The sequence below is a fragment of the Hymenobacter sp. DG01 genome (assembly GCF_006352025.1).
Lineage (GTDB): Bacteria > Bacteroidota > Bacteroidia > Cytophagales > Hymenobacteraceae > Hymenobacter.
This window is the reverse complement of the sequence record NZ_CP040936.1, coordinates 4124947-4149288: the sequence shown is the minus strand read 5'-3', so window position 1 is coordinate 4149288 and position 24342 is coordinate 4124947. Positions and strand designations below refer to the sequence as shown.

Here is a 24342-nt window from a genome sequence, read left to right as displayed (position 1 = left end):
CAGGGGGTAGCAGGCAGAGGCCAGGCCAGCATTTTCCCGGCGCTTCTCACTGCTTACCTGTCACTATTTACTATTCACCTCATCACCTCCATACACTACGACTTCATGTTCACGAACTGCAGGGGCTGGCCTACGTCGGCGCGGCGCACGAGGGCAATGGCGGCCTGCAGCTCATCAATTTTCTTAGCCGTAACGCGCACCTGGTCGTCCTGCATCTGGGCTTCCACTTTGGCTTTGCCGTCTTTGATGGCTTTGATGATTTTGCGGCCGACCTCCTTATCGACGCCGGCCCGCACCTTCACCACTTTCTTGACCAGGGCGCCGCTGGCCTGCTCTTCGGCCGTGAAATCGAGGGCCGTGCCATCAATGCCCTGCTTCACGATGCGCGCCAGCAGAATATCCTCCAGGGCCTTGATGCGCATGGAGTTTTCGGAGCTGAGCGTGATGGTGTTGGCTTTTTTGTCCAGCTCGATGCCGCCCTTGGTGTCGCGCAGGTCGTAGCGGGTCTGGAGCTCTTTTTTGGCTGTGTTCACCGCGTTTTCGAGGGTTTGCGGATCTACTTTGCTGACAATATCAAACGAGGCCATGAGAAAAAAAATAGGGGGAGAATGGTAGAGTAGGCTACGTGAGGCAGCCGCGCAGGTTAGGGCCAAAGATAAGCAGGTGCCGAAATGCCCGACCTGCCCAGCCGTAAGTTCACGGCCGGTTCTGGGTATCTTGGCGGCAGTCCGCTGTTTTCTGCCCATGTCCGCCATTATTAGCCCCCAAACGCCGGCCGAGTGGGCCGCCTACTACCGCCTCCGCTACGAAGTGCTGCGCCAGCCCTGGCAGCAGCCTGAAGGCTCGGAGCGGGCCGACGATGACCTTGCCCCCACTACCACCCACGCCCTGCTTCTGGCCCCGGAGGGCTACGCGGTGGGGGTAGGGCGGCTGCACCCCTCGGGCCCCGGCCAGGGACAGGTGCGGTTTATGGCCGTGCACCCGGCCGGGCAGGGGCGCGGCGTGGGGCGGCAGGTGCTGGAGCACCTGGAGGCGGCAGCCCGCAGCCAGGGCCTTACGGAAGTGGTTTTGCATGCCCGCGAGCAGGCCGTGCCCTTCTACCTGCGCCTGGGCTACACGGTGGTAGCGCCCTCACACACGCTGTTCGGCACAATTCCGCACCTGCTGATGCGCCGGGAGCTATAGCCTGGGGTTAGAACTTCTCTTTGCCCCGCAGCAAATCCCAGTACAGCTGGAAGTCGCCGCGCAGGGACAGCCAGGGGTGCTGGAAGGTAGCCGGCCGGTTGTGCTCCACGAAAAAGTGCCCTACCCAGGCAAACCCGTAGGCTGCCACTACCCCCGCCAGCACCAGCAAGGGGCGAGCCCAGGCTACGGCCAGGATAATGGCCGTCAGAAACAAGGTGGTGCCGATGAAATGCAGTACCCGGGTGCCCCGTTGCTGGTGCTCGCGCAGGTAGTAAGGGTAGAAGTCGGCGAAGGAGGTGTAGGAGGGCATGGGCGTGAGGTTTCTCTAAAGTAGTTTACCTTTTACGGCTATTCCAACTCCTGTTCCTTTCATGCAGCCCACCCCCGACGTACCGACCCTAATTGCCCTCTACAACCAGATGAATCAGTACGGCCGCACCAACGGCATGGAGCTGACCGTGGCCCAGCCCGGCGACGTGCGCTACACCATGACCGTGCGCGACGAGCATCTATCTTCGCCGGGCACCTGCCACGGCGGCGTACTGGCCGGCCTGATGGACGCGACCCTGGGCGCGGCCGCCCTGTCGTTGGCGTTTACGGCCGGCGAGCTGGTATCAACGGTGGAGTTCAAGATCAACTACCTCGCGCCCGTACGCCTGCACGACGAGCTGGTGGCCCACGGCGTGGTGGAGCACAGCGGCAAAACCCTGGTGGTCAGCAGCGCCTTTATTACCTGCCCTGCCCGCGACAACCTGGTAGTGGCCCGTGGCATGGGCACCTTCAACCGCTACCCCGCCACCAAGCGCGACTTCCACGACCTGCTGTTTCCTTCGGAGGATAGGGCGAATGAGTAAGGGAGTGAATCAGTGAAGGAGGTGGAGCCCGTCCGAGCGGTTGGCTTCGTGCTGACGTTTGCTATCGGCAAGGTTCAGGGGTAGTGAGGGGGTAGGCGGATATCGTTCAGACGGACCGGGCTTGCCGCCTACTTCACTCATTCACTCACCATCTTCACTTGTTACAAACGGAAGCCGCCGGACAGCCCGACTCACATGCGGGCTGTCCGGCGGCTTTAGAGCAACCGAACCGGGAAGCTAATAGGTATTAGAGGCGCTCGGGGGAGCTGGCCGACTCGTGTTCGTGCTCATCGTATTCGTCCCCGTCTTCCATCTCGGGAGCTTCTACTTTGCGCACATTGCGGGCACAGTCTTCGTCGCGGTGGTTGCGGCCCACCGTGAACTCCACCCAGTCGCCTTCGCGCAGGTCGTTGAAGTCCCCTTCGGCCATATCGGCGTAGCTGAAAAACAGGTTGTTCGGGGGCATTACCACGAAACCGAAGCCGTTCTTCAGGTTTTTGATGGTGCTGATGCCTACCGTGCCAACTGGGCCAGCGGCCGTGGGGCCGGTGGGGCGCACGGGCTTGGGAGCGGCCGGGAAGGCGGCCGGCTCGGGCGTATTCACGAACATGGCCTCAATCAGCTCGTCGCCGGTGCTGATGCCCTGGTCAATGATGTCGTGCATCTGCACGGGGTAGGTAGCCTGCTCCAGCAGCTGCTGCGAAGCGCGGGTTACGCGGTTTTCGCCCTTGAAGTCGGTGTACTTGAAGTCCCAGTTCAGCAGCATCACGCGGGTACCCACGGTGTTGAGCTTCTTGATCAGGGGAGCGTAGTCGGAGTCGCCGGCGATGAGCACTACCACATCGAAGCTCTTGTGGATAGCCAGTTCCAGCGCTTCCAGGGACAGCCACACATCAATGCCTTTTTCCTGCAAACGGCCATCGCGCGTTTTCAGGGGCATGTAGTGGGTGGTGATACCCATGTTCATCAGAATATCGTCGAGCAGACGGTCGTGGAACAGACGGTCTTTGTCGCGGGCTTCGGTGGCGGAGAGACGGCCGCGGAAGAAGTGGGAGTCGATGATCTGGCTCAGACGTACATCAACGTCTTCTTCTTCTGCTACTTGGTGCCGGATAAATTCATGGAGACCTTCCAGGCTAATACGGGCCTTGCGGTCATGCTGGAAGTAGTAGTAATCACTGATCTTTAGGAAATAATTGCCGTCGTAGAAGACGCCGATCCTAATCAGGGGGCTATTCATCTGGTTCATACAGGAAACGGGTTGAGCGCAAAAAGGTGTGTGTGAGTAAGAGCGGGTAGGTTGGTTCGGCAGGACCCGCGCGGGGCATGGTCCAGCTCAAAGATACTAGTTGTCACTTTTACGGTAGTGCCATTTGCCGAAAGGACGGGGGTTTATCTCATGATCTTATAGAAGTTAACTACCAGAAATTTCAGGCGGGTGATGCTACGGCTCTGTTATACCTACCCGGGGAACGAGGCGCGTAGAAAGGCGCCTGCTGTCAACTTATATTCAACGGGTTATATAAACCAATAATATAGCGGTAAATGACATTCTTCCACAATATTATATAATATATATTCTTTATACGAATTCAATAAGTGCAAAATACGCCGCTTTTGCCTAAACGCCATGCGTTGAGCTAGGCCGGGCTGTGCGCTAGGTAGATAAACCGGGTGGGCAAACCGCGTTTCTGGCACCACAGCCAGGCGGCAAGGTAAAGCGGCGCCGGCTGTAACCGGCATTATTTCGCCTGGCCGGGCTATCTGGCAGCCCAAGCCCCGTGAACAGCAGACCAACGGAGCGGGTTCCGGCCGCCGGGCAGTCCTCAGAAGCCCAGCCGGCCCACCACCAGCCCCAGCACCAGCAGCCCGTAGCCGACGCAAATAGCTACTTCCAGGAAGTTGCCGCTTTTGGAGCCCGTCCGGATCAGGGGGATCTTTAGCGTCAGGTCGGTGAGGGGCATGAGCCATTTCACGCCGGCTTTGGTGAGCGTATCGGCCAGCAGGTGCGAGAGGTACCCGCCCCCGGCAAACCAGGCTACCCCGTGCCAGCCCAGGCCCTGGTTGGCCAGGTGCCCGATGTAGGTCCAGAAGCCGGCGGCCCAGAGCGTATGGGTCCAGGAACGGTGGGAGGTGTAGGGGGCTACCCCCACAAACAGGCCCAACATGCTCAGCCACACGAAGCCGGTGTACAGGCCGGCCACTACCGTGCACAAACCTGTGAACAGGAGTGCCAGCTTGCGGGTAGAGTCGCCCTGCATGGCGGCCCCGATAAGTCCAAACGCCAGCGCCGCCGTAAAGCCCATGCGCCTATCGGGGCCGGGCGGGAGCTGAAAATGAGTGTACAGGGCCAGTCCGGCCGCTACCGCTACAAACGCCCAGCGCACGTAGCTTTGGGCGAAACCCAGGCGCTTGCTGAGCCGGGAGCCGGGGTGGTCGAGGTCAGGAGCCAGGGACGAGAAGCCGGCCAAAGCAATGCCAGCGGCTGAAAACGGAATACCCGGCACGAGGCCCGCCACGGCCACGCCGGTAATCAGGCCAATGGCCAGGTGAGAAGAACCGCGCACTAAGAAAAAGATAGAAGAGAATAAGCCACGAAGATACCGCCGCAGGTGGCTTCCGTATGCAGTTTTGGCCTAATCTTCTGCCCGCCTGACTAAGCTATGGCGGCGTACATACACACGAAAAGGCGTCTGTTATCCTGAGCTTAAGCGAAGGATCTTTACCGCTTCGTCCTCACGTAAGGAGTTAGCTAATGGTGGAGGTTCTTCGCTTAGGCTCAGGATGACAGGTGTTTTTATTGCTGTCGGCAGGGTGTGGCTTGCTTTACATACTTTCCTACCCCTCACCACCGGCCGGAACTGCCGCGCAGGCCGCCTTCCATGTCGCGAACCTGGTTTTCCAGCAGCTCCAGGCCGCGGTGAAACGCATTGGCGACTTCCTGTTTTTCGTGGTCGGGCAGGGGGCCTTGCTGGCGCACCTGTTCCCGAATCTGGCGCAGGTGGCTCAGGAGGTTATCCCACTCCTCCGAGCCGCTGTGCTGTTGCTTGTCCGTCATAGCCTTACACCCACCGGGGCTACTTGTACTGCGTGAGGTAGGAAGATACGCGAGTGTTACCGAAATGTGTCGGAAACTTTCGGGGCGCGGGGGCGGTATTGAGTAAGGCACGCGCCTGACGTCCTGTCAGCCGCCGTGTCGTTCCGGGCAAATAGGAAAACCTGAGCTGACCATTCAATGGCCTGACCCAGATTCCTCCCTTTGCTCGGAATGACAGTTGCCCTTTGCCCGACCGGATATTCATTCGGCCGGGCTTCTACCTTTGCCTCCTCCTCTAGCCGATACCCGCTTTGAAAGTCTCCGATTTCCTTCGTCTATACCGCCTCGATACCGACGTGCAGATTCTGTCGGCCCGCCTGCACGGGGCGGCCCGGCCTATCCCTACCCCCGACCAAAGCCGGAACGCTGATTTGCGCCTGCAGCTGCGCGGTCTGGTAGGCAGCCAGGATGCGGTGGTGGCCGCCGCCGTCACGCATGGCCCGCTGTCCCACCTGTTTATCCTGCACGATAAGGAAGAAGCTGCCTACTTCATGGCCGACCTGCAGAGCCTGCTCCCCGACGGGCCGGAGGTGCTGCTGTTCCCGAGCTCCTACAAGCACCCCTACCGCTTCGATGAGACGGAAAACGCCAATGTGCTGATGCGGGCCGAAGTGCTCAACCGCCTCAACACGGCCCGCCGGGAAGCGGCCGCCGCGGCGGCCGAAACGCCAGCCTCGCCGCTGGCGGTGCTGGGCTCAGGCGAGGTGACGGAAACGCCGGAGGCTACCCCACGCCAGGTGCCCGGTACCACGGGGGCGCTTATTGTGACGTATCCGGAGGCCTTGTTCGAGAAGGTTATCAACAAGAAAAGCCTGGTGGCCAACACCTTTGTGGTGAAAGTGGGCGACAAGCTGGACGTAAACTTCATCAGCGACATGCTGGCGGAGTACGACTTTGAGCGGACCGACTTTGTGTATGAGGCGGGGCAGTTTGCGGTGCGCGGCGGTATCGTGGATATTTTCTCCTACGCCAACGAGCTGCCCTACCGTATCGAGCTGTTCGGGGACGAGGTGGAGACGATTCGGACGTTTGACCCCGAAAGTCAGCTGTCGGTGGAGAAGCGCCAGCAGGTGAGCATCATCCCGAACGTGCAAACCAAGCTGCTGCAGGAAACGCGGGAGGCTTTCCTGGACTTCATCCCGAAGAACACCTGCATCTGGGCCAAGGACGTGCGCCAGACCCTGGACGTGGTGGATGAGTCGTTCGACAAGGCCGAAGCCAGCTTTAAGGAGCTGCTGGAGGTAGCGGGCGGCACCCAGGTAGTGAGCAAGCCCGCCGATTTGTTTGAGTCGGGCAAGACGTTCAAGAAGCTGCTGGAAGGCTTTCCGGTGGTGGAGTTCGGCAAGCGCTTTTACTTCAAGGGCGCTGAGGAATTCCAGTTCACTACCAAGCCCCAGCCCAGCTTCAACAAGGACTTCAACCGCATCGTCAAGAACCTGCACGACAACCAGGCGAAGGGCTACACCAATATTATTGCCGCCGAGCAGGTCCGCCAGGCCGACCGCCTGCGCACCATCTTCGATGAGCTGGATAACAACGTACAGTTTCAGCACATGCTGTTGGGCTTGCGCGAGGGCTTCATCGACGAAAACCTGAAACTGGTGGTGTACACCGACCACCAGCTGTTCGAGCGGTTTTACCGCGCCCAGGAGGGTAGGAAGTTCTCGAAGAAAAAGGCCCTGACCCTGAAGGAGCTACGCACCCTGGTGCCCGGCGACTACGTGGTGCACCAGGACTACGGCATTGCGCGCTTTGCGGGCCTCACGCAGGTAGAAATCAACGACCGGGTGCAGGAGGCCATCCGGCTGGTGTACCGCGACGACGACGTGCTGACGGTGAGCATCCACGCCCTGCACAAAATTGCCAAGTACAGCGGGGCCGAGGGCACGCCGCCCACCATGAGCAAGCTGGGCTCGCCGGAGTGGGAAAACAAGAAGAAGTCGGTTAAGAAGAAGGTGAAGGATATTGCGGCCGAACTGATCCGGCTGTACGCCAAGCGCAAAACCGCGCCCGGCCACGCTTTCGCCCACGACTCCTTTATGCAGGCCGAGCTGGAATCGAGCTTCATCTACGAGGACACGCCCGACCAGGCCAAGGCCACTGAAGACGTGAAGCGCGACATGGAGGTGCCCCACCCCATGGACCGCCTTGTGTGCGGCGACGTGGGCTTCGGCAAGACGGAAGTAGCCATTCGGGCCGCCTTCAAGGCCGTGGCCGATGGCAAGCAGGTAGCCGTGCTGGTACCCACTACCATTCTGGCCATGCAGCACTACAAAACCTTCCGGGAGCGGCTTAGCAACCTGCCCGTGACGGTGGAGTACGTAAACCGCTTCAAGACTACCAAGCAAATCAAGGAAACCCTGGGCCGGGTGGCGGAGGGCAAAACCGACATCCTCATCGGTACGCACCGCCTCACGAACAAGGACGTGAAGTTCAAGGACCTGGGCCTGCTCATCATCGACGAGGAGCAGAAGTTCGGGGTAAAAACCAAGGACAAGCTCAAGGAGCTGAAGGTGAACGTGGATACGCTGACCCTCTCGGCCACGCCCATTCCGCGCACCCTGCACTTCTCCTTGATGGGCGCCCGCGACCTGTCGGTAATTGCTACCCCCCCACCCAACCGCCAACCCGTGCAAACCGAGCTGCACGTATTTGATGAGATGCTGGTGCGCGACGCCATTGCCCGCGAGCTGAAGCGGGGTGGGCAGGTGTTTTATGTGCATAACCGGGTGAAGGACATTGAGGAGCAGGCCAATATGATTCTGCGCCTGGTGCCCGATGCCCGCGTGACCTACGTGCACGGGCAGATGGACGGCGACCTGCTGGAAAAGCGAATGATGAAGTTCGTGGATGGCGACTACGACGTGCTGGTGAGCACCACGCTCATCGAGAGTGGCCTGGATATTCCGAACGCTAACACCATCATCATCAACCGGGCCCACATGCACGGCCTCTCTGACCTGCACCAGATGCGGGGCCGGGTGGGCCGCTCCAACAAGAAGGCGTATTGCTACCTGCTCACGCCCCCGGTGGCGGGCCTGCCGAGCGACGCCCGCAAGCGCCTGAGCACCCTGGAGGAATTCTCGGACTTGGGCGCGGGCTTCAACGTGGCCATGCGCGACCTGGACATCCGGGGGGCGGGCAACCTGCTGGGCGGCGAGCAGTCGGGCTTTATCAACGACCTGGGCTTCGAGACCTACCACCAGATTCTGGACGAGGCGGTGCAGGAGCTGAAGGAAACCGAGTTCCGCGACCTGTTCCTCGGCGACCCTACCCAGCGCCTGCAGGAAGCGGCCGGCACCAGCGGCCCCAAGGAGTGCAACATCGAAACGGACCTGCAAATCCTCATCCCCGATTCCTACGTGAGCAGCGTATCGGAGCGCCTGCAGCTGTACAGCAAACTGGATAGGGCCAAAAGCCCCGAGGACCTGCGCAAAGTCATCAACGGCATGGTGGACCGCTTCGGGCCGCTACCCCAGGAGGTGGAGCAGCTGGCCGACATCGTGCGCCTGCGCTGGCAAGCCTGCCAGGTGGGCTTCGAGAAGCTGACGCTGAAGAAGAACCTGCTGAAAGGCTTTATTCCGGCCACCAACAACGAGCGGTACTTCCAGAGCGACACCTTCGGCAACATCCTCAGCTACGTGCAAACCCACCCCCGCTCCGCTTCCATGAAGGAGCGCAAGGAGCAGCTCATCCTCTCCGTCGAGGACGTGAAGAACGTCCAGGCCGCCAAGCGTATCCTGAGCGAGTTGGGCAGCGTGGAGAAGGTAGGGGTGTAGGAATGATTAAACAGAGGGCTTCCTAGTCTAACTAGGAAGCCCTCTGTTTTACAAAGGATTCATATCAAATTTATTTGATTATCAACATCGTTTTTCAACTTTCCAATATTTATCATCTCGCTACAAATAAGAGCTTTTCTCGCATTAAAATCTGCAACAATTGCTTTTTTAACAATAGAACTTTTATTATTCATTTCTATACTTACTAATTTAGTTTCAAACTCAACACTCCTACTATTACCTTTTCTTGTTTTTTTATGACCAGCTGGAAAACCGTACTTAATAACACATCTGCCTTGCAGTTCATTTACTGTAAAACTGAATTCAGACTCAATTTCCCCAAAATCCAAGCAACCTTTTCACCTAATTTAACAACATCATTAGATTCTATATTATCACCTTTAAGGGAAATTTCGTTTATTTTTTCCTTCATCCACTTGAATTCTTTAGGGACTCTAGCAAGCTCATGGATATTAAATATAATATCGATAGTTTTAATAAATTTTAAACACGAATATTCATTTGATTCAAATTTCCTAAAAAACTCAAACATAGATATTTGATTATTAAAGTAATTATTTCTTAAAATGAAAATTTTAGATCTTCTATTAACCACACCGTTTGTTTTTAAGGTTTTATTAACTTCATCACGGATATATCTGATTAGTTTTTTTGTCTCTAATGTTGTCGTACCCGATATATATCGAACAGAGTTTCCTGTATACTCTACTTCAAAGGAGAAATCATGAAGTTTAGATGTAGCCTGCAAGCTTCTAACCCAGTCGTGGGTTTCGACTTTACCTATAACAGAAACTTTACCATCACTGTGGCTTTCATACTCAATATCTCTTATAGAAAAGGTCGGATACTTATCAGATGATGCCCCCATCAGTCTATCTATATATTCCTTAGTTATTATATCACTTATTACATCAGCGTCTTCGTTAGCCTGAATACTAGCCTCTATTGTTCTGTATTTATCCTCTCTATCAGAGATACGCTTAGCTAAATAAATAAAATCAGCTGGAGTAATAAGAGTTGAAGCAAGAAGCATTATCATTTGCTTTCTATCTCTTTCACCCACTAGCATTCCTTTTTTCTTAAGCAAGGAATACAAGTCAAAATCTTTGATATTATACGAAGACAAAATAGATATTAACTGCCCTCCTTGAGGCAACCAGAATTCAGATGCACTATTATCTTCAAGGTTAGATATTGACATTTCTCAGAGATTGTTTAAAGGAATTTACATCTATTTTTCTGGTAAATTTATCATCTTTTACTGATAATTTCACCTTGTCAACAGAAGAACTATCAGTGTTGTTGTATTCACCAAAAAGAATAACAACTTTTTCGACCCAATTATCAGTGATATTTTGACATAAAGATATTAATCTCTTAAAACCTTCTTCGGAATACCTTTCTATGGACACTACTATAAGACAGTCAATATCACCTTCACTAGCTTTGAATGTCAACAAGCCAGAATTAATCACCTCTGCAGGCAATATATGACCGGAGGTAATCCTATTTGTTGGAGAAGAATTGTAACCTGTGTTATGATAATAAAATTCGGTATTAATGTAATTGTCTTTAACATAATTTACCGAATCAAACAGAAAATTTGCCTTTAAATTATCTATCAATACAATAGCATGAAAAGTGTTTTTAACACCTGGCAACAAATTTTCCTCAGAAAATTTGTTTATCAAATCAATTTCATCATCACCTTCCGACAGCCAAAATACAATTCCAATATATTTTCTATTCAATTTATAAAGCTTAGATATATCTTTTCTTATTTCAGATTCCTTAAAGCAGTTTATTGTATTAGCAAGTTCAACAAAGTACTTTTTGGCTATGGTGGGTTTAGCATTATAATCGCCTTGATTTTTAGACGATACCACTACGAATGCCAAGCTATTTTCTACAAGTGGACACTCATATCTGTAAAGAGCGTCAATACCGTGAGTCCTTCTAGGCTCAATATTTTCTTTATGTTCCTCACTGGCAATACAAGGAATGGATAAATTTTTAGTATTCGGGCTCCAGCCTACTAAATCCATTAGATACTTGACTTTGTTTTCACCAAGTTCGCCAAGCGTTTTAGATTTTTCTCCCATATAATTAGTTTGTTCAGGCCAATCTACAAATCTAACTAAGCGCTACGTGTATACACATACTTGTTCACCCCCGTCTAGAGCGAGCTTGTAGCTCGCACCAGACGGGACTCTTGTCACCTCGGCAGCAACCATTGCCACCCCGGCAGCGGGCGTTACAGCTGCGCCAGGCCATGACAGAAATACTGAAAACTGGCCGAGGTATTCCGCCTCGGCTCCATGTGGTTTCGGCCCATTCCACTTTGGCTTTGCTGGTGGGGTAGTACTTGCCCTGCTGCAGCACACGCCAGAGGCTTTCCCAAGTGCCGGCAATGGTATTGGGGTCGTGGGGGAGGCCGCGAAGGGTTGGGGGCGCACGCGGGGGTAGGCAGCTTGGATAGCGGCCCGGTCGCCGAGAAACCACGCCTCCAGCTCCTGTACAGCCAGGCGGGTGATGATGCGGAAGAGTCGCCCGGAGGCCGTGGGTTTACGGCCAGGGCCGATGAGCGCCGTCAGAAGCTTCAGACAAGAGTATATAGCAAAGCAGGAGGGTTGTGCTTTTCTTTGGGATGCTATTTGGCGCTTACCTTCACAGGGTAAAGACTTGTCCTATACTTCCTTTCCTACTTCCTTCCTCTTGAAACACGGCTACTTCTCTTTCCTCGTGGCGGGCCTGCTAGCGGGCCTATCTTCGGCCCAGGCCCAGACCACCCCCGGCGGCGTACGTATTGGCACGGCGGGCACTCCCAACCCCGCCGCCATCCTGGATATCGACGCCCAGGGCAAGGGCCTGCTCATTCCGCGCATGGACTCGGTGACTCGCGTTGGCATTGCCACGCCGCCAGATGGCCTGATGGTATTCCAGACCGATGGCCGCCAGGGCTTCTGGTACGCTGCGGGGGGTAGCTGGCTCTTTATTCCAGATAAAGCCCGCGCCGCCGACAACCTCGGTAACCATGTGCTCAGCCAAAACCTGGTGCTCAACGGCAAGCGGCTGGTGGGCGGCACGGCGGCCACACCGGGCACCGCAGGTCTGACTATCAGTAACGTGGGCCTGGTAAGGCTCAACGGCCAGCGCTTGACCGATAACTACGAAAACGGAACCGGAATGATCCTTGACAATGCCGATGCCGGCTTTGTGGTCCGGACCAACGTAGGCTATGGTTCCACAACCGCACCCACCACAGGCGCCGGCGACCGGATGATGTGGTCGTCGTTCTACGGGGCCTTCCGGGCCGGCGGCATCGACGGGGCCCAGTGGGACGGCAGCAACCTGGGCTTTTACAGCGCTGCCTTCGGCTATAATAATTCTGTGGGCGGCAACTACAGCCTAGCGAGTGGGTACAACAACACCGTTCGGGGTAGCTATTCCACGGCTATCGGCGCCAGCAATACTATCGATCAAAACTCCACTGCCTCGGTCGTGTTTGGCAACCTCTGCCGCGTGAAGAGCAGCTACAGCCTGGTATCGGGCATTAATTCTCTGGCCCGGGGCCGCGCTGCGGTGGCACTGGGCGAGCGATGCACGGCTAATGCCGCCAACGCCGTGGCCCTGGGCCGCTTCGCCTCGGCCGCCGGCCGGTCGGGCACCTTCACCATTGCCGATGCCTCCGTTAACGACTCCTTGCGGGCCACGGTCAACAACCAGTTTTCAGCCCGCTACTCCGGGGGCTACCGCCTCTACTCTAACGCTGCCATGAGCATAGGCGTGGTGCTGAACGCGGGCAGTAACTCCTGGCAGGTTACGTCCGACTCAACCAAGAAGGAGCTGGTGCGGGTGGCCGACGGCAACGAGTTTCTGGCCCGCATCAACCAGATGCGCCTGGGCTCCTGGAACTACCGCGGCCAGGACCCGCGCACCATGCGCCACTACGGCCCCATGGCTCAGGACTTCTACCAGGCCTTCGGCCACGACGCGCTGGGCGTCATCGGCAACGACACCACCATCAACCAAGCCGACTTCGACGGGGTGAACCTCATTGCCATTCAGGCCTTGTACCGGCAGGTACTGGCGCTGAAAGCCGACAACGCCCACCTGCGCCAGCAAGTGCAGCAGCTGCAAACCACGGCTGCCACAGGCACCTCATCGGCCACCGCTACCGCCGCGCTGGAAGAGCGTCTGCGCCGCCTCGAAGCCCTGCTTGGCCCGCAGGCTCAGCGGTAACGAACAGGTAGGTGCCCCGGTAAGCTCCGCGTGAGCGTTAAAACGGCATGCTTACCGGCATGCAGGCCCCAGCCGTTAGGTGGCGCAGGGCCCTCCGTTCAGCTACATCCCCTGCTGGCAAACTAACGCACTTTATATCCTGAGGCTACTCCCGCCGGCGGGCCGGCAGTTGCGACCGGCGGCAGGGGTAGCTATACGCTGCCTTCGGGCGCTTCGGGCGGCCGGCCGAGGCTGAACACCTCGGCCACCTCAACCAGGCGCCTGGAAATAGGCTCCAGCAAGGCGGAAGGCACGGGCACCTGGCCTTCGCTGCGGGCCTTGAGGTAGCGGACTACCGCCATCTGGTTGTGCAGGGCCTCCTCGGCGTCCTGCCGGAGCAGCTCCCATTCCGCCGGAGTGTGCGCCGTCAGCAGGTAGCGGCGCGCCTCCAGGGCCTGCACCACCAGCCCCGACAGCTGCTGTAACAGCTGCTGCTCCGCCTCCGTGAACTGGCGAGGCTCGTAGCCGGCCAGGCATACCGTTCCGATGCAGTGGCCTGCCGAAGTGCGCAGCGGGGCGCCGGCATAAAACCGTACCTGCCGCTCCCGGGCAGTGTCGGTGCTGGCCTGAGGAAGGGCGGCCAAATCAGTGTACACCAGCACGGGCTCATCGGCCTTAATGGCGCGCGGACACAGGCTTTGCTCCAGGTCAATAGTTTCCTGGGCGGGCATGCCCACGCTGGCCTTGTGCCATACCCCTTGCCTATGTACAAACGCTATGCGCGCTACCGGAACGCTAAAAATATAGGCCGCCAGCTCCGCCAGATCGTCGAATAGCTTTTCCTGAGCTGAGTGCAGGATATTGTAAGAATCTAACTCGGCTAATCGGTTATGCTCGCTTGAAACCATATCGTCTTAGAAGCCACTATTTTCCTAAAGTTCGGGCACGCCCCAGGGTTCCGGGGGTCGGGCGCACATATAACGCACTCAATATAGGGCATTTCCTACCCGGAACCCAGTACCCGGCCCGCCTCGCATAGTAGCTAGCAGGTGGCAATCGGAGCGGCCGGTTATTTTCGCGAGGCCACTGGCGCGGGGGCAGGCTTCAACAGCACTTTTTCCCGAAGCCAGGCGCGCACCGGCTCATCGTAGAGCTTGAGGGCGGCGTAGCCCAGCAGCAACACGAACACCAGCAGGCCCAGGGCCACGGGCGCAGCCTCGGCGGGTGTGGGCTTGCGGTTAATCAGCCAGTTGGTATAGAGGTACATGAAGGGGTAGTGGGTGATATAGAGGGGGTAGGAAAGGTCGCCGAGGAACTTGCACACCCTGGCCCCAGCCCCACTTACCTGCCCGCCAGCCCCGGCCGCCACAATCAGCGGAAACGCGAACAGGATGCAGGCCGCCTCATACAGCCCATTGACAGGGAAATAGGGCAGGCAAAACAGCGCCGCCAGGGCTAGAGAGCACAGCGGAAACGCAAACGGCACCCGCACCAGCCGCCCCGCCCGGAACAGCAGCAGCCCGGCGAAGAAGGGGTACAGCATCCGGATAACAGCTATCCAGATGTTAGAGTGGGCCCAGCCGGTGGCAATGTCGCCGCGGGCTACGGCCACCCAGGTTAGAGCTACCCCACTAATAACCACCAACCCCCACAGGCCGCGCTGGCTGAGCTTACGGCCCCACACGGCATAGAGCAGGTTGGCCACGTACTCCTGCAGCAACGACCACAGCGGCCCGTTCAGGGAGTGGGTTTCGCCCCAGCCGCGCAGGTCGGGGGCGGGCAGCAGGGTAGCGGTGAGCAGCAGGATGCCCAGCAGCTTGAGCAGGCCCACTTGCCCAGGGATGTGCATGTAGGGGTCAAGCCAGATGCAGACGCCGCCAATGAGCACGCTGAGCAGAATGAGCGGGTGCAGGCGCACCAGCCGGATCTTGAAGAAGTCGAGGGTGTTCATGCGCGGCCACCGGTCGTCGTAGGCGTAGCCCACCACAAAGCCCGAGAGCAGAAAAAAGAAATCGACAGCCAGGTAGCCGTGGTGGATGGGGTGTTGGGCGAAATTGGGAAAGTGGCCTTCGAAGACGTGAAAGACAACCACCAGAATGGCGGCCACGCCCCGGAGGCCATCAAGGATAGGATAGTGCGGTTTCATGGTCCATTATAAGAGCAAAACGAGCAGTTTCCGGCTGCAGGGCGGCTAAAAAACAAAAGCCGGCACTAGGCCGGCTTTTGTTTTTCAGAGGATGCGGGGTGCGCTTTAGGGCATTACCTCAAAGGCCAGGAACTGTGAAATCTGGGTGGCTCCGAAGTTGTCGTCGGATACCAGTACCAGCGAGTGGTGGCCGTTGGGCAGCTTGGGGCCGAAGGTCATGCCCTCCAGGTTATCGATGCGCTTGACGCCCGTAGTGGCTACGTCCAGCACCAGGCGCTTGCTCACGGGGGTGTAGCTGGCACTCTGCAGCGAGGTCAGGGATGAAACGTCGGTGGCGCCGGTCAGGTCAATTTCATAGATCTTCACGGAGTAGTCGGGGGTAGCGCCCACGGCAAAGGAACGCTCCATTACCAGCATCTTCGTCTCCGACATAGCCAGCACCTCTACTACCCCATTAAGCTGGAACTGCGTTTCGGGTACGGGTGCCTTGTGCACCGCATCCAGCTTGTAGGCGTACTGGGCCACGGGCTGGCGGGTAGTGCGGTCATACTTCAGGATGCGGATGGGGGAGCCGGCCACGGTAGGGCTGGCCCGCGGGCCATCCTCGTAGAGGGGCTCTTCCTGGGCGGTGTAGAGAAAGCGCCCATCCGGCGACAAAGACAAGCCCTCGAAGGAGCCGTTGGAGCGCGTGCCGTTATCGGTGGCCTGTATCCGGAACAGCGAAGGCAGGCCGAACTCGGCCACGTAGCTACCGTCGGGGTTGGCTTCGCGCAGGAAGGGGTGGTTGAGCACGGCCGGGGTGCGGGTCAGGTTGCGCACCCCCTCACTCGACCAGATGATGCGCCAGGTGGCGGGGTCGTAGCGGATGCCCTCCGGGTCGATGGTGGCGTTTGAGTCGGCGGTGGGGCTGGGGAAGTTGCTGCCGTCGGGGCGCTTGAGCGTGGTCACGCCCGTGAACGTGACGTCGGAGAAGCTGCTTTCGTTGAAATCAAGGCGGGCCATGTAGAAGCGCACCGGCTGCAGGGCCGAGGCATCATCGCACATGATGTAGTACATGCCGGTTTCGGGACGGTAGTCGATGCCCGAGAAGCCACCCAGGGTGGTGTTGTTGAACTTCTGGTTGTAGGGTACAATTTTCTCCCCAATGAAGCGCAACGACGAAACGCTGGCCGGGGGGCTGTAGGTGACCTTGTTATCCGACGACTCAATGACGTTATCGTCGTCGCAGGCCGTGAGCAAGGGTGCGGCCGTAGCGGCCCAGAGAAGCGTTGCAGCCAGAAATTTGCGGCTCATACACAAGCAGGTAAAGGAATTTTGTGGTTTTGAGCCGCAAAGAACGCCGTTATCTGCCGGGCCGGAGTTACGCCAATATTACCAGAGGTTACGCCAATGTTATTTCTGGAAGCAGGCGCTTCTGGCCAGCCTCGGGGGCGCCCAACTAGCCTTTCTTCTGCTGCTTGCGCTGGCGGTTTTCCTGCTTGATGCGCTTTTTCACGCCGTCGTCCACGCCCTGGCCGGTGGGCACGGGTTGGTAAAGGGAGCTGGGGGTAGCCGGAGCGGGAGGCGCGGTTTTCATTTGGTAGCGGTGCACGATGTTGGCCGAAATCCGGTCGGTGAAGTGGGGCAGAATCTGGTGAGAGAACGAGGCACCGCGGGCCTTCCAGCCCACCGGCAGCTCCTGCCGGGGCCGCACCGAAGAGCGCACCATGGCGTTGACCACCTTACTGGGCGGGTCCATAGCGGCCATGCGCGGGGTGCCGCCGCTGTAGTTGGCCGCGTGGCCCCAGAACGGAGTATCCACGGCCCAGGGCTCAATGGTTACCACTTTAATGTTCTTGTAGCCCTGCAGGCGCAGCTCGTGGTGCAGGGCCCGGTCGAGGTTGCGGATGGCGCCTTTGGTGGCGGCGTACACGGCGTGGTAGGCCAGGGGCACCTTGCTTTCCACGGAGCCCAGGTTCATGAGCGTGCCGCTACCCTGCTTCTGGAAAATTTTGATGGCGACCTGGCTGCCGTACACGATGCCCTTCAGGTTCACGTCGATCAGGCGGGAGTAGTCGGCCAGGGGAATGTCCCAGAACCGCCCGATGCCCCCTACCCCTACGTCGTTCACCCAAACATCAACCCGCCCGAACTGCTGCTGGGCCGCATCGGCGAGGCGCTGTACCTGCTCGGGCTGGCTGATGTCGGTGGGCACTACCAGGGCCTGGCCGCCCGCGGCCCGCACTTTGTCGGCCACTTCCTCCAGCACCTCGGCGCGGCGGGCAGCCAGCACCACGTTGGCTTTCATGGCCCCGAGCTGCTCGGCCATGCCCCGGCCAAAGCCGCTGGATGCCCCAATAATCACGTAGGTTTTGCCCTGCACTTTTTTCCGCACGGCGCTGCCGGGGCGGGAAGTAGCGCAGCTGCCGAGCAGGAGAGTTGCCAGTAGCAGGAGCAGCACAGAAACTACAGATGGGCGCCCCCGGTAGCGGGGAGAGGCAGCGGGCAGGAGCTGGGTAAGGGAGAGTTGGCGCATGGGGTCAGGCAGGTCGGGGAGGTGATGAATCTCCTACCCCCTACGGCAGCCGCAACCCTTCGGATATTGCTCAGCTTGCGCTAAACGCCGTTTTCGCGGCTCTGAGGGGCCGTCTGTTCCAGGCTCTTGCACCCGCCCTGTCCCTGCCTCTACACACCAGCACCCCGGCGCGGCAGCACGAAGCACTACCGCGCCGGGGCGCCAGATAAAGCGGCCGGCCTCCGGCCGCAGGCCGGGGCAGCCGGGGGCCTATACGTGTGGGCGGCGGGCAATCCACTCGGTAGCCTCGCGGCCAACCAGGGCCTGAAAGGCCTCCATATCGGCGGGCTTCAGCTTTTCGCCCGACGACTTTTCGTAGATGTCCCGGATTTTGTCGGCCAGGTGCTTATTCTTTTTGGGCAGGTCTTTGAGTTGGATGTTCTCCTCGTCGAGGACGCGGAAAAGCTCTTCTTTCGGGATGGGCGACAAACCGCCGGGGGCAGCCCAGCCAGAATCAGGGGCAGAGGAATGGGAGGAATCAGCCATGATGTGAGGTGCTAAAAAAGTACGGTACAAACCCTCCTCCTACGCAAGACAAAAACCTTGTGTTGGCTCCCGGGCCTCTATCTTCTGGCCGGCGGCAGGCTTAGCTGGGGGCTACGGATGAGCTTCCGCCCACAGCGTCGGGGAAGTGCTGGCGCAGAATAGTCTCTACTTTTTCGGCCGTGAGGGGCTTGCTCACGAAGCCGGCCACGGGCAGCTGCTGGGCCCGGTGCAGGTCGCGGGAGTGCAGCGAGGTAGTCAGCATCACAATTACCGTGGCCCGATGCTTCACCCAGGGCAGCTGGCTGTAGCTGTCCAGAAACTCGAAGCCATTCATCACGGGCATATTGATATCGAGAAAAATAAGAACCGGGCAGGAGGGCGAAACGGCGGCACAGTGCTCCTGCAGCATCTCCAGGGCCTCGCGGCCGTTGAGGGCTACCAGCAGCCGGTCGGCCACATCCAGCTTGCGCAGCATCAGCTCATTAAGGAAGTTGGTCGTTTTATCATCATCAATCAGAAGAATACTGGAAAGCTTATTCATACACGTGAGCAAAAGAAGAAGTGGCGTCCGGCTGGGCGCGCGGGCACCACTTCCATACGAAAGGCGCGGGAAAAATAGCTGATAAACTGCTTTGGCTTCGGCAACTCAGGCCGGGCGCCCGGGCGTCCAGCCGGGCCGGGGCACCACCGGGCGGGGCGGCCTGGCCACCAGGCGGTCGGCGACCAGGCCGGCCACGAAGGCGTAAATACTTTTGTGCACCAGGTCAATGGCCTGCTCATCGCGGGGCCATGTCCAGGGCGGGGCCCCTACCCCGGTGGCGTTTTCCAGGGTCTGGTCGTTGAGCAGGCGCAGGTTCAGGAACAGAAAGGAGCCCACCGGCCCGCGCAGGCCCCCGGCGGCCATCAGTCCGCGCACGGCTCCTAGCACGATGCCCTGCCCCCAGTGCATGGTCCAGTTCAGGCCGAGGCGCTGCTCGTCGGGCTTATGAGGCAGGCGCAGCAGGCGCTCCAGCGTATGGGCCGGCACGTAGGAGTTGGGCCGGCGCGTAAAGCGCTGCTCCACTTTCTCGGCCAGGGTCATGGCGGCAACGCCGGCCGCCCCGGCCAACACGCCCCACAGGGCAGCTTGGGTTGTTTTCATCGGTAAGAGGGTAGCGTGGCCGGGCAGCGGACCGTGGCCGCCGGGGTGCGTGTTTCTTACCTACGTTGGGCCGGCCAACCCGTTATGCCCGAGCTTGGCTAGGCGGGTAGGCGCGGCCCCGGCGCCGGGGCAAGCAACTAAACTGTTCCTGTTGTGGTTGGTTTGGTAGCAGCGGCTCTGTCCCATATCCGGAAGGACTGGTATCTTGCTGATGCGTTCGGTGTCTGCCCTTCCCCTCACCGGAGTTTTCTGGACTAGTGTTGGCGCACGGGAAAGGGGCGCTGCTTATGCCTATGAACCACATTGTGTATATGAGCCGGGCGGTGCGTCCCCTCTCAGACCAGGACCTGAAAGAGCTGCTGGATCAGTGCCAGCGCGATAATGCCCGCCACCAGGTCACCGGCATCCTGTTTTACAGCCACGGCAACATTGCCCAGCTGATTGAAGGTGACCCGGCCATTATTGAGCCGCTCTACGAAAAATTGCCCGGGATGGCCGCCACTCCAACGTGCTGCAGCTGGCCAACAAGCCGATTAGCGCCCGCAGCTTCGCGGAGTGGTCCATGGCTTTTCACCCCCTGGAAGAGGAGAGCTTCACTACGCTGCAGGGATTTTTCCTACCCCATCAGGCCCCTCCTACCCCCGACTCGCTGCCCATTGCCGACGCCCTGATTATAGATCTGGTACGGCAGGCAGTCTTCGGCCCCCAGGGCAGCGTTCTGGCCTAGCCCTTCTTCCCTACCCCCTCCATGCGCGAACAGCAGCTGCAAACCATTCTTCGGCACATGCCTGCGGGCGTTGGTACCCTGCTGGGGCCGGAGCTGCGCATTGGGTATCTGAACGAAGCTATGCAGCTGCTGCTGGGCAGCCCCACCTCTACCGACGAGCCCCTGGCTACCCAGGCTGGCCTGCTGCCCCCTGATCTGCAGGACGTGATGCGGCAGGTGTACCAGTCGGGGCGGCCATACGTGGCCAAGGCCTACCCCCTGCAGATGCCTGCGACAGCGGAGCAGGAACCCGGCCTACGCTACTTTGACTTCACGCTGGAGCCCCTGCGCGACGATAACGACCAGGCACTGGGGCTGCTGCTGTTCGCGGTAGATGTAACCCCCCAGGAAGAGTCCCGGCAGCGGGCCCACGAGCTGGCCATTGAAACCCGCCGGCTCGATGCCCGCCTGCGCGTGCTCACGGAAACGGCCCCCCTGATTACCTTCAGCCTGGACGCGCAAGGAAACTTCGAGTACGTGAGTCCGCAGTGGTATTACTTCACCGGCCAGCCTCCCACCGCCGATCTGAACACCATCTGGCCCCTGCTGGTACACCCCGACGACCGGCTGCGTGTGCTTTATCAGTCGGAGGCGGCCCGCACGAACGGGATAGGCTGGAACTTCGAGTATCGGCTGCGCCGCCACGACGGGCAGTACCGCTGGATGCTGAGCCGGGGCCTCCCGGAGCTGCACGCCCCCGATAAGCCCGTGTTCTGGCACGGGGCCGTAACGGAGGTGCACGACCAGCGCGAGCTATCAGAGGCCCTGCGCCGGGGCGAGGCCGAGCTGCGCTTTCTCGCCGACAGCATTCCTCAGCTTATCTGGACGGCGTCCGCCGAGGGCTTCATTGACTATTACAACAAGCACACAGCCGAGTACACCGGCTTATCGGCTCAGCAGCTGGGCCCTACCGGCTGGATATCGTTGCTGGACCCCATGGAGCAGGCCCAGGCCGCCCGGCGCTGGGTGCAGTGCGTGGCTACCGGCGAGGAATACGAAGGCCTGTACGAAATGCGCCGCCACGATGGGCAGTACCGCTGGCACATCATCCGGGCCCGGCAGCTGGCCGACGTCCGGGGGCCGCGCTGGTTTGGCGCCTGTACGGACGTAGATGATCAGCACCGCCTGCGGGAAGTGCTCCAGACCCAGTACGACGAGCTGGCCCGCACCAACCGCGACCTGGACACGTTCGTGTACACTGCCTCGCATGACCTCAAGCAGCCGCTGTTTAACCTGCGGGGCCTGTTTGATGAGCTGCGCCGCTCCGCCACCTTTCTTGACCCCGAGCAAGCGGTGCTGCTTACTATGGTAGATGAGGCCCTGGGTCAGCTGGACAACACTCTGCACGACCTGGCTGCTACCGTACAGAGCCAGCGGGAGCTGGCCGCCCCCACCGAGGTCCTGGACGTGCGCAGCGTAGCCGAAGAGGTGGTATTGGGGCTGCGGCCTCAGGTAGAAGAGTCGCAGGCCATTATTGAGCTGGATACCGCCGCGGCCCCTACCCTCCTGTACGGGCGGGCCAACCTGCGCTCAGTGTTACACAACCTGATCAGCAACGCCCTCAAGTTTGCCCACCCTGAGCGCACGCCGCACCTGTTGGTGCGCAGCAGCCTATCGGCTACGGGGCAGCCCCAGCTGCTGGTGCGGGACAACGGCCTGGGCATGAGCATACGTGCGGAAACCAGCCCGGCGGCCTTCCCTTCGTTTGAGCGCCAGCACCCAGGGGTAGCAGGGGCCGGCGTAGGGTTGTATCTGGTGCAGCGTATTATCAACAGCCGCGGAGGGCATCTGGCGGTTTCGAGTGTGGTAGGCGAAGGCACCAGCTTTACGGTGCATTGGTTTGAGTAAGCTACTGACTATAAAGCTACTACCCTACCCCACCAACGCAGCCGCTACTGCCGGGCCACTACCTGGAAGCTACTGCTACCGCACCCGGCGATACCAGCCAAGGAAATCCCCTGCAGCGTAAGCCGGAATGGCCCGCCTTCGTCGGAAGTGTAAAAAGTAACAGTAGCTACCCCGCTGGCACCCGTTGTCGCGGCTGGGTTCCAGTATAAGGTGGCGCTTCGGGCGTCCAGAGAGGGTAAGGAAGCCGCTATGGTTAGGCCAGCCACCCGTCCCTGCAGCAGTAATAAAGCATTGGTATAGGTGCTGGCGGCCGGTATGTCCTTGGTGTTCACCACCGCGTCGGCGCGGGTGTATAAGGCGCGGCGCGGATCAGTAAGGGCCACTTTTTTACCCTGCACCGTTACATTACGCAGGACAATGGTGCGGGCATCGAGCCGATACTGCCGCTCCATGGCTTGGTTGCGCCGGCTGCTAGCCAGATACGGTGCAGCCATTGGCGGCAGTGTAGTCAGTGGTGCCAGCAGTAGTGCTTCCGGTCCAATGCCTTCCCAGGGCTGATCAGGTTGAATAACCGGGTTACGCAGCCCTTTGGTTGGCTTCACCTGCAGCACTACCCGCGCTGTATCAAGGCCGCTAAACTGGGCAAAGGCAAACCGGCCGCTCGCGTCGGTGGAGGTGGCGCTAAGCGTTTGGGTTGGATTAAAGCGAAACAACGTGACAGCCGCGGCACTAACCGGTACTTTGCTGTTTACTACCCGTCCGCTCAGGCTAATGCTCTGCTCCAACGGGTAAGGCCGCTCTCCCAACTGGCCTTCCAGCACCTGCTTCCACACAAAGCGGCGCCAGCCCTGGGTGAGCAGCAGATCATCGAGAGCCTGCGCAACTGCCGCCGAGCCAGCGGCCCGGAAGTAGTAGCCGGGCTGCTCCACCTGCCCACGCAGGTCGGAGGTAAGCAGCAGATGCGTGCGAATGTCGGTGCCCCCGGAGTCGGCAGGCACCAGGGCAGCGTTATTTACAGCCAGGGAGAACTGACCAGCAGCAGGCTGTCCGGCGGGGGTAGAGGCCGTTATGTGTACCGTAACTTTTTCGCGGGGGCCATAGGTAGCCTTGTCCGGGCGTACCTGCAGGCGCAACCCAGGGTCGGAATCTACGAAGGCCAGCCGCTCACACCGTGCTACTTGTGCGCCATCAAACAAGGTAAAGTGGGCTACCCCGCCCACAAATTTGTTTTTGGGAATGAATGCGGCAAATGCTTCCTGGTCATTTATGGTGGCTTGGCCGGCATAAGCTACCTGCCCACGTACCTGCGCTACCACGGTAACGCGCTCGGCAGGTGTTCCTGGCGGCATCCGGCGCTGAATTATAACCTTGTAGCCATCGGCAAGCGGCAACACCCGCATGGTAAAACCGGCGGGCTGGGCTTCAGGCAGAGGATAAACGACGGACTGCCCCGAGGAAAGCCGCAGCTGCGCCGTATAGCGCTTTCCGGCGGCCGGGGTCAGCTGAAAGCGCCCCATGCCTAAATGGTGGCTTTTAATAATGGCCACCATATTTCCCTGCTCATCCTGAATCTGGCCGCTTACGGGCGTGCCGTGGCCATAGGTATCCGTCGCCTTAAACCCTACGGTGCTTTCCAGGCCGGCAATCAGATAGCCGCCTTCGGGGAAGAACTGCACATGCGTGCCCTTCTGGGGGGTAGCCGCCCGATGCGCCGCCCGTTTGTTAGCGGCGGCCCCAGTACCAGACCATACCGTTACGGGGCGCGTGAAGAAAAACTCGGGGCCAGCATTGCGCATCCATTTTGTGTAGGCCCGCAGGGTGTAAATGCCTTGTTGCAGCGTGTCGGGTAGCAGGAAGTCGCCGGGTGAGGTACCGCGTTGAAGCCGCAACACTTGCTGCGCCACTACTTGCCGGTTAAAGTTTATAAGGTCCACGTAGAGTACCCGGCTCATAGTATCGGGCTGATGGCTTTGGCCCTCTACCAGATATGCCTTGTACCAGATGGTTTCGCCGGCCGCATACACTTCCTTATCCAGGTGCAGGTAGCTTTTTTCCGGATAGATAGCAGCGTAGTATCGAGTAAGCTGCTGGATCAGGTGGGCAACAAAGTCATCGGGAGCAGCACGAAAAGCGGCAAGGCTCAGGACAGCGGCGCCCAGACCAACCCGGACATGGGTGCGGAATTGCGTCATACCAAGGATACACGTAGAGATAATAAGGCAAATAAGAGCTCGGGCCAGAGCC

At 58.9% G+C, this 24342-nt stretch carries 21 protein-coding genes and 1 pseudogene; 7 read left to right on the top strand and 15 right to left on the bottom strand.

What is annotated here, in order from left to right; all coding sequences use genetic code 11:
* Window positions 1-95: 95 nt before the first annotated feature.
* Window positions 96-587 (bottom strand): YajQ family cyclic di-GMP-binding protein, encoded by a 492-nt coding sequence (locus FGZ14_RS17660; protein ID WP_139925511.1) that lies wholly within the window; start codon window positions 585-587, stop codon window positions 96-98.
* Between the two features lie 157 nt (window positions 588-744).
* On the opposite strand from FGZ14_RS17660, the gene FGZ14_RS17655 reads away from it, so the two are divergent.
* Entirely contained in the window at window positions 745-1185 is a 441-nt protein-coding gene (locus FGZ14_RS17655; RefSeq protein WP_139925510.1) for a GNAT family N-acetyltransferase, read from the top strand.
* 7 nt (window positions 1186-1192) lie between these two features.
* On the opposite strand, the gene FGZ14_RS17650 is transcribed toward FGZ14_RS17655, so the two are convergent.
* Window positions 1193-1495, bottom strand: coding sequence for a DUF962 domain-containing protein (locus FGZ14_RS17650; protein WP_139925509.1), 303 nt, complete (start codon window positions 1493-1495; stop codon window positions 1193-1195).
* 61 nt (window positions 1496-1556) lie between these two features.
* On the opposite strand from FGZ14_RS17650, the gene FGZ14_RS17645 reads away from it, so the two are divergent.
* Window positions 1557-2039, top strand: a complete 483-nt coding sequence (locus FGZ14_RS17645; RefSeq protein WP_139925508.1) for a PaaI family thioesterase — start codon at window positions 1557-1559, stop codon at window positions 2037-2039.
* A 247-nt stretch (window positions 2040-2286) separates the two neighbouring features.
* Here the strand turns inward: FGZ14_RS17645 and FGZ14_RS17640 are convergent, their stop codons facing one another.
* From FGZ14_RS17640 to FGZ14_RS17630, 3 genes are all read right to left on the bottom strand, one after another.
* Entirely contained in the window at window positions 2287-3288 is a 1002-nt protein-coding gene (locus FGZ14_RS17640; RefSeq protein WP_139925507.1) for an NYN domain-containing protein, read from the bottom strand.
* Between the two features lie 577 nt (window positions 3289-3865).
* Complete coding sequence (locus FGZ14_RS17635; RefSeq protein WP_180754399.1) at window positions 3866-4606, bottom strand: metal-dependent hydrolase; 741 nt, start codon at window positions 4604-4606, stop codon at window positions 3866-3868.
* Window positions 4607-4884: 278 nt separating this feature from the next.
* A complete protein-coding gene (locus FGZ14_RS17630; protein WP_139925505.1) occupies window positions 4885-5097 on the bottom strand; it encodes a hypothetical protein in 213 nt (70 codons plus the stop codon).
* A 290-nt stretch (window positions 5098-5387) separates the two neighbouring features.
* Between FGZ14_RS17630 and mfd the strand changes: the two genes are divergently transcribed.
* Complete coding sequence (gene mfd / locus FGZ14_RS17625) at window positions 5388-8915, top strand: transcription-repair coupling factor (RefSeq protein ID WP_139925504.1); 3528 nt, start codon at window positions 5388-5390, stop codon at window positions 8913-8915.
* Between the two features lie 307 nt (window positions 8916-9222).
* Here the strand turns inward: mfd and FGZ14_RS17620 are convergent, their stop codons facing one another.
* Both FGZ14_RS17620 and FGZ14_RS17615 read right to left on the bottom strand, forming a co-directional pair.
* Window positions 9223-10137, bottom strand: a complete 915-nt coding sequence (locus tag FGZ14_RS17620) for a hypothetical protein (protein WP_139925503.1) — start codon at window positions 10135-10137, stop codon at window positions 9223-9225.
* Window positions 10124-11038 carry a hypothetical protein gene (locus FGZ14_RS17615; protein WP_139925502.1) on the bottom strand — a complete coding sequence of 305 codons (915 nt, stop codon included), beginning with the start codon at window positions 11036-11038 and terminating at the stop codon, window positions 10124-10126. The genes FGZ14_RS17620 and FGZ14_RS17615 overlap by 14 nt, the downstream gene beginning before the upstream one ends.
* A 613-nt stretch (window positions 11039-11651) precedes the next feature.
* On the opposite strand from FGZ14_RS17615, the gene FGZ14_RS17610 reads away from it, so the two are divergent.
* Window positions 11652-13178 (top strand): tail fiber domain-containing protein, encoded by a 1527-nt coding sequence (locus FGZ14_RS17610; protein ID WP_139925501.1) that lies wholly within the window; start codon window positions 11652-11654, stop codon window positions 13176-13178.
* Between the two features lie 191 nt (window positions 13179-13369).
* On the opposite strand, the gene FGZ14_RS17605 is transcribed toward FGZ14_RS17610, so the two are convergent.
* The 7 genes from FGZ14_RS17605 to FGZ14_RS17575 form a co-directional block, all read right to left on the bottom strand.
* A complete protein-coding gene (locus FGZ14_RS17605; protein WP_139925500.1) occupies window positions 13370-14065 on the bottom strand; it encodes a GAF domain-containing protein in 696 nt (231 codons plus the stop codon).
* A 161-nt stretch (window positions 14066-14226) separates the two neighbouring features.
* A complete protein-coding gene (locus FGZ14_RS17600) occupies window positions 14227-15303 on the bottom strand; it encodes an acyltransferase (protein ID WP_139925499.1) in 1077 nt (358 codons plus the stop codon).
* Window positions 15304-15408: 105 nt separating this feature from the next.
* Window positions 15409-16596 (bottom strand): esterase-like activity of phytase family protein, encoded by a 1188-nt coding sequence (locus FGZ14_RS17595; protein WP_139925498.1) that lies wholly within the window; start codon window positions 16594-16596, stop codon window positions 15409-15411.
* A gap of 145 nt (window positions 16597-16741) precedes the next feature.
* A complete protein-coding gene (locus tag FGZ14_RS17590; protein ID WP_139925497.1) occupies window positions 16742-17818 on the bottom strand; it encodes an SDR family oxidoreductase in 1077 nt (358 codons plus the stop codon).
* A 249-nt stretch (window positions 17819-18067) separates the two neighbouring features.
* A complete protein-coding gene (locus tag FGZ14_RS17585; protein WP_139925496.1) occupies window positions 18068-18343 on the bottom strand; it encodes a hypothetical protein in 276 nt (91 codons plus the stop codon).
* A 100-nt stretch (window positions 18344-18443) separates the two neighbouring features.
* Window positions 18444-18884, bottom strand: a complete 441-nt coding sequence (locus FGZ14_RS17580) for a response regulator (RefSeq protein ID WP_139925495.1) — start codon at window positions 18882-18884, stop codon at window positions 18444-18446.
* 105 nt (window positions 18885-18989) lie between these two features.
* Window positions 18990-19484, bottom strand: a complete 495-nt coding sequence (locus FGZ14_RS17575) for a hypothetical protein (protein ID WP_139925494.1) — start codon at window positions 19482-19484, stop codon at window positions 18990-18992.
* A 287-nt stretch (window positions 19485-19771) separates the two neighbouring features.
* On the opposite strand from FGZ14_RS17575, the pseudogene FGZ14_RS22360 reads away from it, so the two are divergent.
* The 3 genes and pseudogenes from FGZ14_RS22360 to FGZ14_RS17565 form a co-directional block, all read left to right on the top strand.
* Window positions 19772-19992, top strand: a pseudogene (locus FGZ14_RS22360) (BLUF domain-containing protein); the annotation flags it as partial.
* A 54-nt stretch (window positions 19993-20046) separates the two neighbouring features.
* The gene (locus FGZ14_RS22120) at window positions 20047-20211 is read left to right on the top strand and encodes a hypothetical protein (protein ID WP_257883266.1); all 165 of its coding nucleotides are present in this window, start codon (window positions 20047-20049) and stop codon (window positions 20209-20211) included.
* 21 nt (window positions 20212-20232) lie between these two features.
* Window positions 20233-22098 carry a PAS domain-containing sensor histidine kinase gene (locus tag FGZ14_RS17565; protein WP_139925492.1) on the top strand — a complete coding sequence of 622 codons (1866 nt, stop codon included), beginning with the start codon at window positions 20233-20235 and terminating at the stop codon, window positions 22096-22098.
* A 44-nt stretch (window positions 22099-22142) separates the two neighbouring features.
* Here FGZ14_RS17565 and FGZ14_RS17560 read toward each other — a convergent pair whose 3' ends face one another.
* Complete coding sequence (locus FGZ14_RS17560; RefSeq protein WP_139925491.1) at window positions 22143-24290, bottom strand: hypothetical protein; 2148 nt, start codon at window positions 24288-24290, stop codon at window positions 22143-22145.
* Between the last annotated feature and the right edge of the window lie 52 nt (window positions 24291-24342).

Coding starts and splice junctions, on each gene's coding strand:
- FGZ14_RS17660 (WP_139925511.1), bottom strand. CDS start 587: ATGGCCTCGTTTGATATTGTCAGCAAAGTAGATCCGCAAACCCTCGAA.
- FGZ14_RS17655 (WP_139925510.1), top strand. CDS start 745: ATGTCCGCCATTATTAGCCCCCAAACGCCGGCCGAGTGGGCCGCCTAC.
- FGZ14_RS17650 (WP_139925509.1), bottom strand. CDS start 1,495: ATGCCCTCCTACACCTCCTTCGCCGACTTCTACCCTTACTACCTGCGC.
- FGZ14_RS17645 (WP_139925508.1), top strand. CDS start 1,557: ATGCAGCCCACCCCCGACGTACCGACCCTAATTGCCCTCTACAACCAG.
- FGZ14_RS17640 (WP_139925507.1), bottom strand. CDS start 3,288: ATGAACCAGATGAATAGCCCCCTGATTAGGATCGGCGTCTTCTACGAC.
- FGZ14_RS17630 (WP_139925505.1), bottom strand. CDS start 5,097: ATGACGGACAAGCAACAGCACAGCGGCTCGGAGGAGTGGGATAACCTC.
- FGZ14_RS17620 (WP_139925503.1), bottom strand. CDS start 10,137: ATGTCAATATCTAACCTTGAAGATAATAGTGCATCTGAATTCTGGTTG.
- FGZ14_RS17615 (WP_139925502.1), bottom strand. CDS start 11,038: ATGGGAGAAAAATCTAAAACGCTTGGCGAACTTGGTGAAAACAAAGTC.
- FGZ14_RS17605 (WP_139925500.1), bottom strand. CDS start 14,065: ATGGTTTCAAGCGAGCATAACCGATTAGCCGAGTTAGATTCTTACAAT.
- FGZ14_RS17600 (WP_139925499.1), bottom strand. CDS start 15,303: ATGAAACCGCACTATCCTATCCTTGATGGCCTCCGGGGCGTGGCCGCC.
- FGZ14_RS17595 (WP_139925498.1), bottom strand. CDS start 16,596: ATGAGCCGCAAATTTCTGGCTGCAACGCTTCTCTGGGCCGCTACGGCC.
- FGZ14_RS17590 (WP_139925497.1), bottom strand. CDS start 17,818: ATGCGCCAACTCTCCCTTACCCAGCTCCTGCCCGCTGCCTCTCCCCGC.
- FGZ14_RS17585 (WP_139925496.1), bottom strand. CDS start 18,343: ATGGCTGATTCCTCCCATTCCTCTGCCCCTGATTCTGGCTGGGCTGCC.
- FGZ14_RS17580 (WP_139925495.1), bottom strand. CDS start 18,884: ATGAATAAGCTTTCCAGTATTCTTCTGATTGATGATGATAAAACGACC.
- FGZ14_RS17575 (WP_139925494.1), bottom strand. CDS start 19,484: ATGAAAACAACCCAAGCTGCCCTGTGGGGCGTGTTGGCCGGGGCGGCC.
- FGZ14_RS22120 (WP_257883266.1), top strand. CDS start 20,047: ATGGCTTTTCACCCCCTGGAAGAGGAGAGCTTCACTACGCTGCAGGGA.
- FGZ14_RS17565 (WP_139925492.1), top strand. CDS start 20,233: ATGCGCGAACAGCAGCTGCAAACCATTCTTCGGCACATGCCTGCGGGC.
- FGZ14_RS17560 (WP_139925491.1), bottom strand. CDS start 24,290: ATGACGCAATTCCGCACCCATGTCCGGGTTGGTCTGGGCGCCGCTGTC.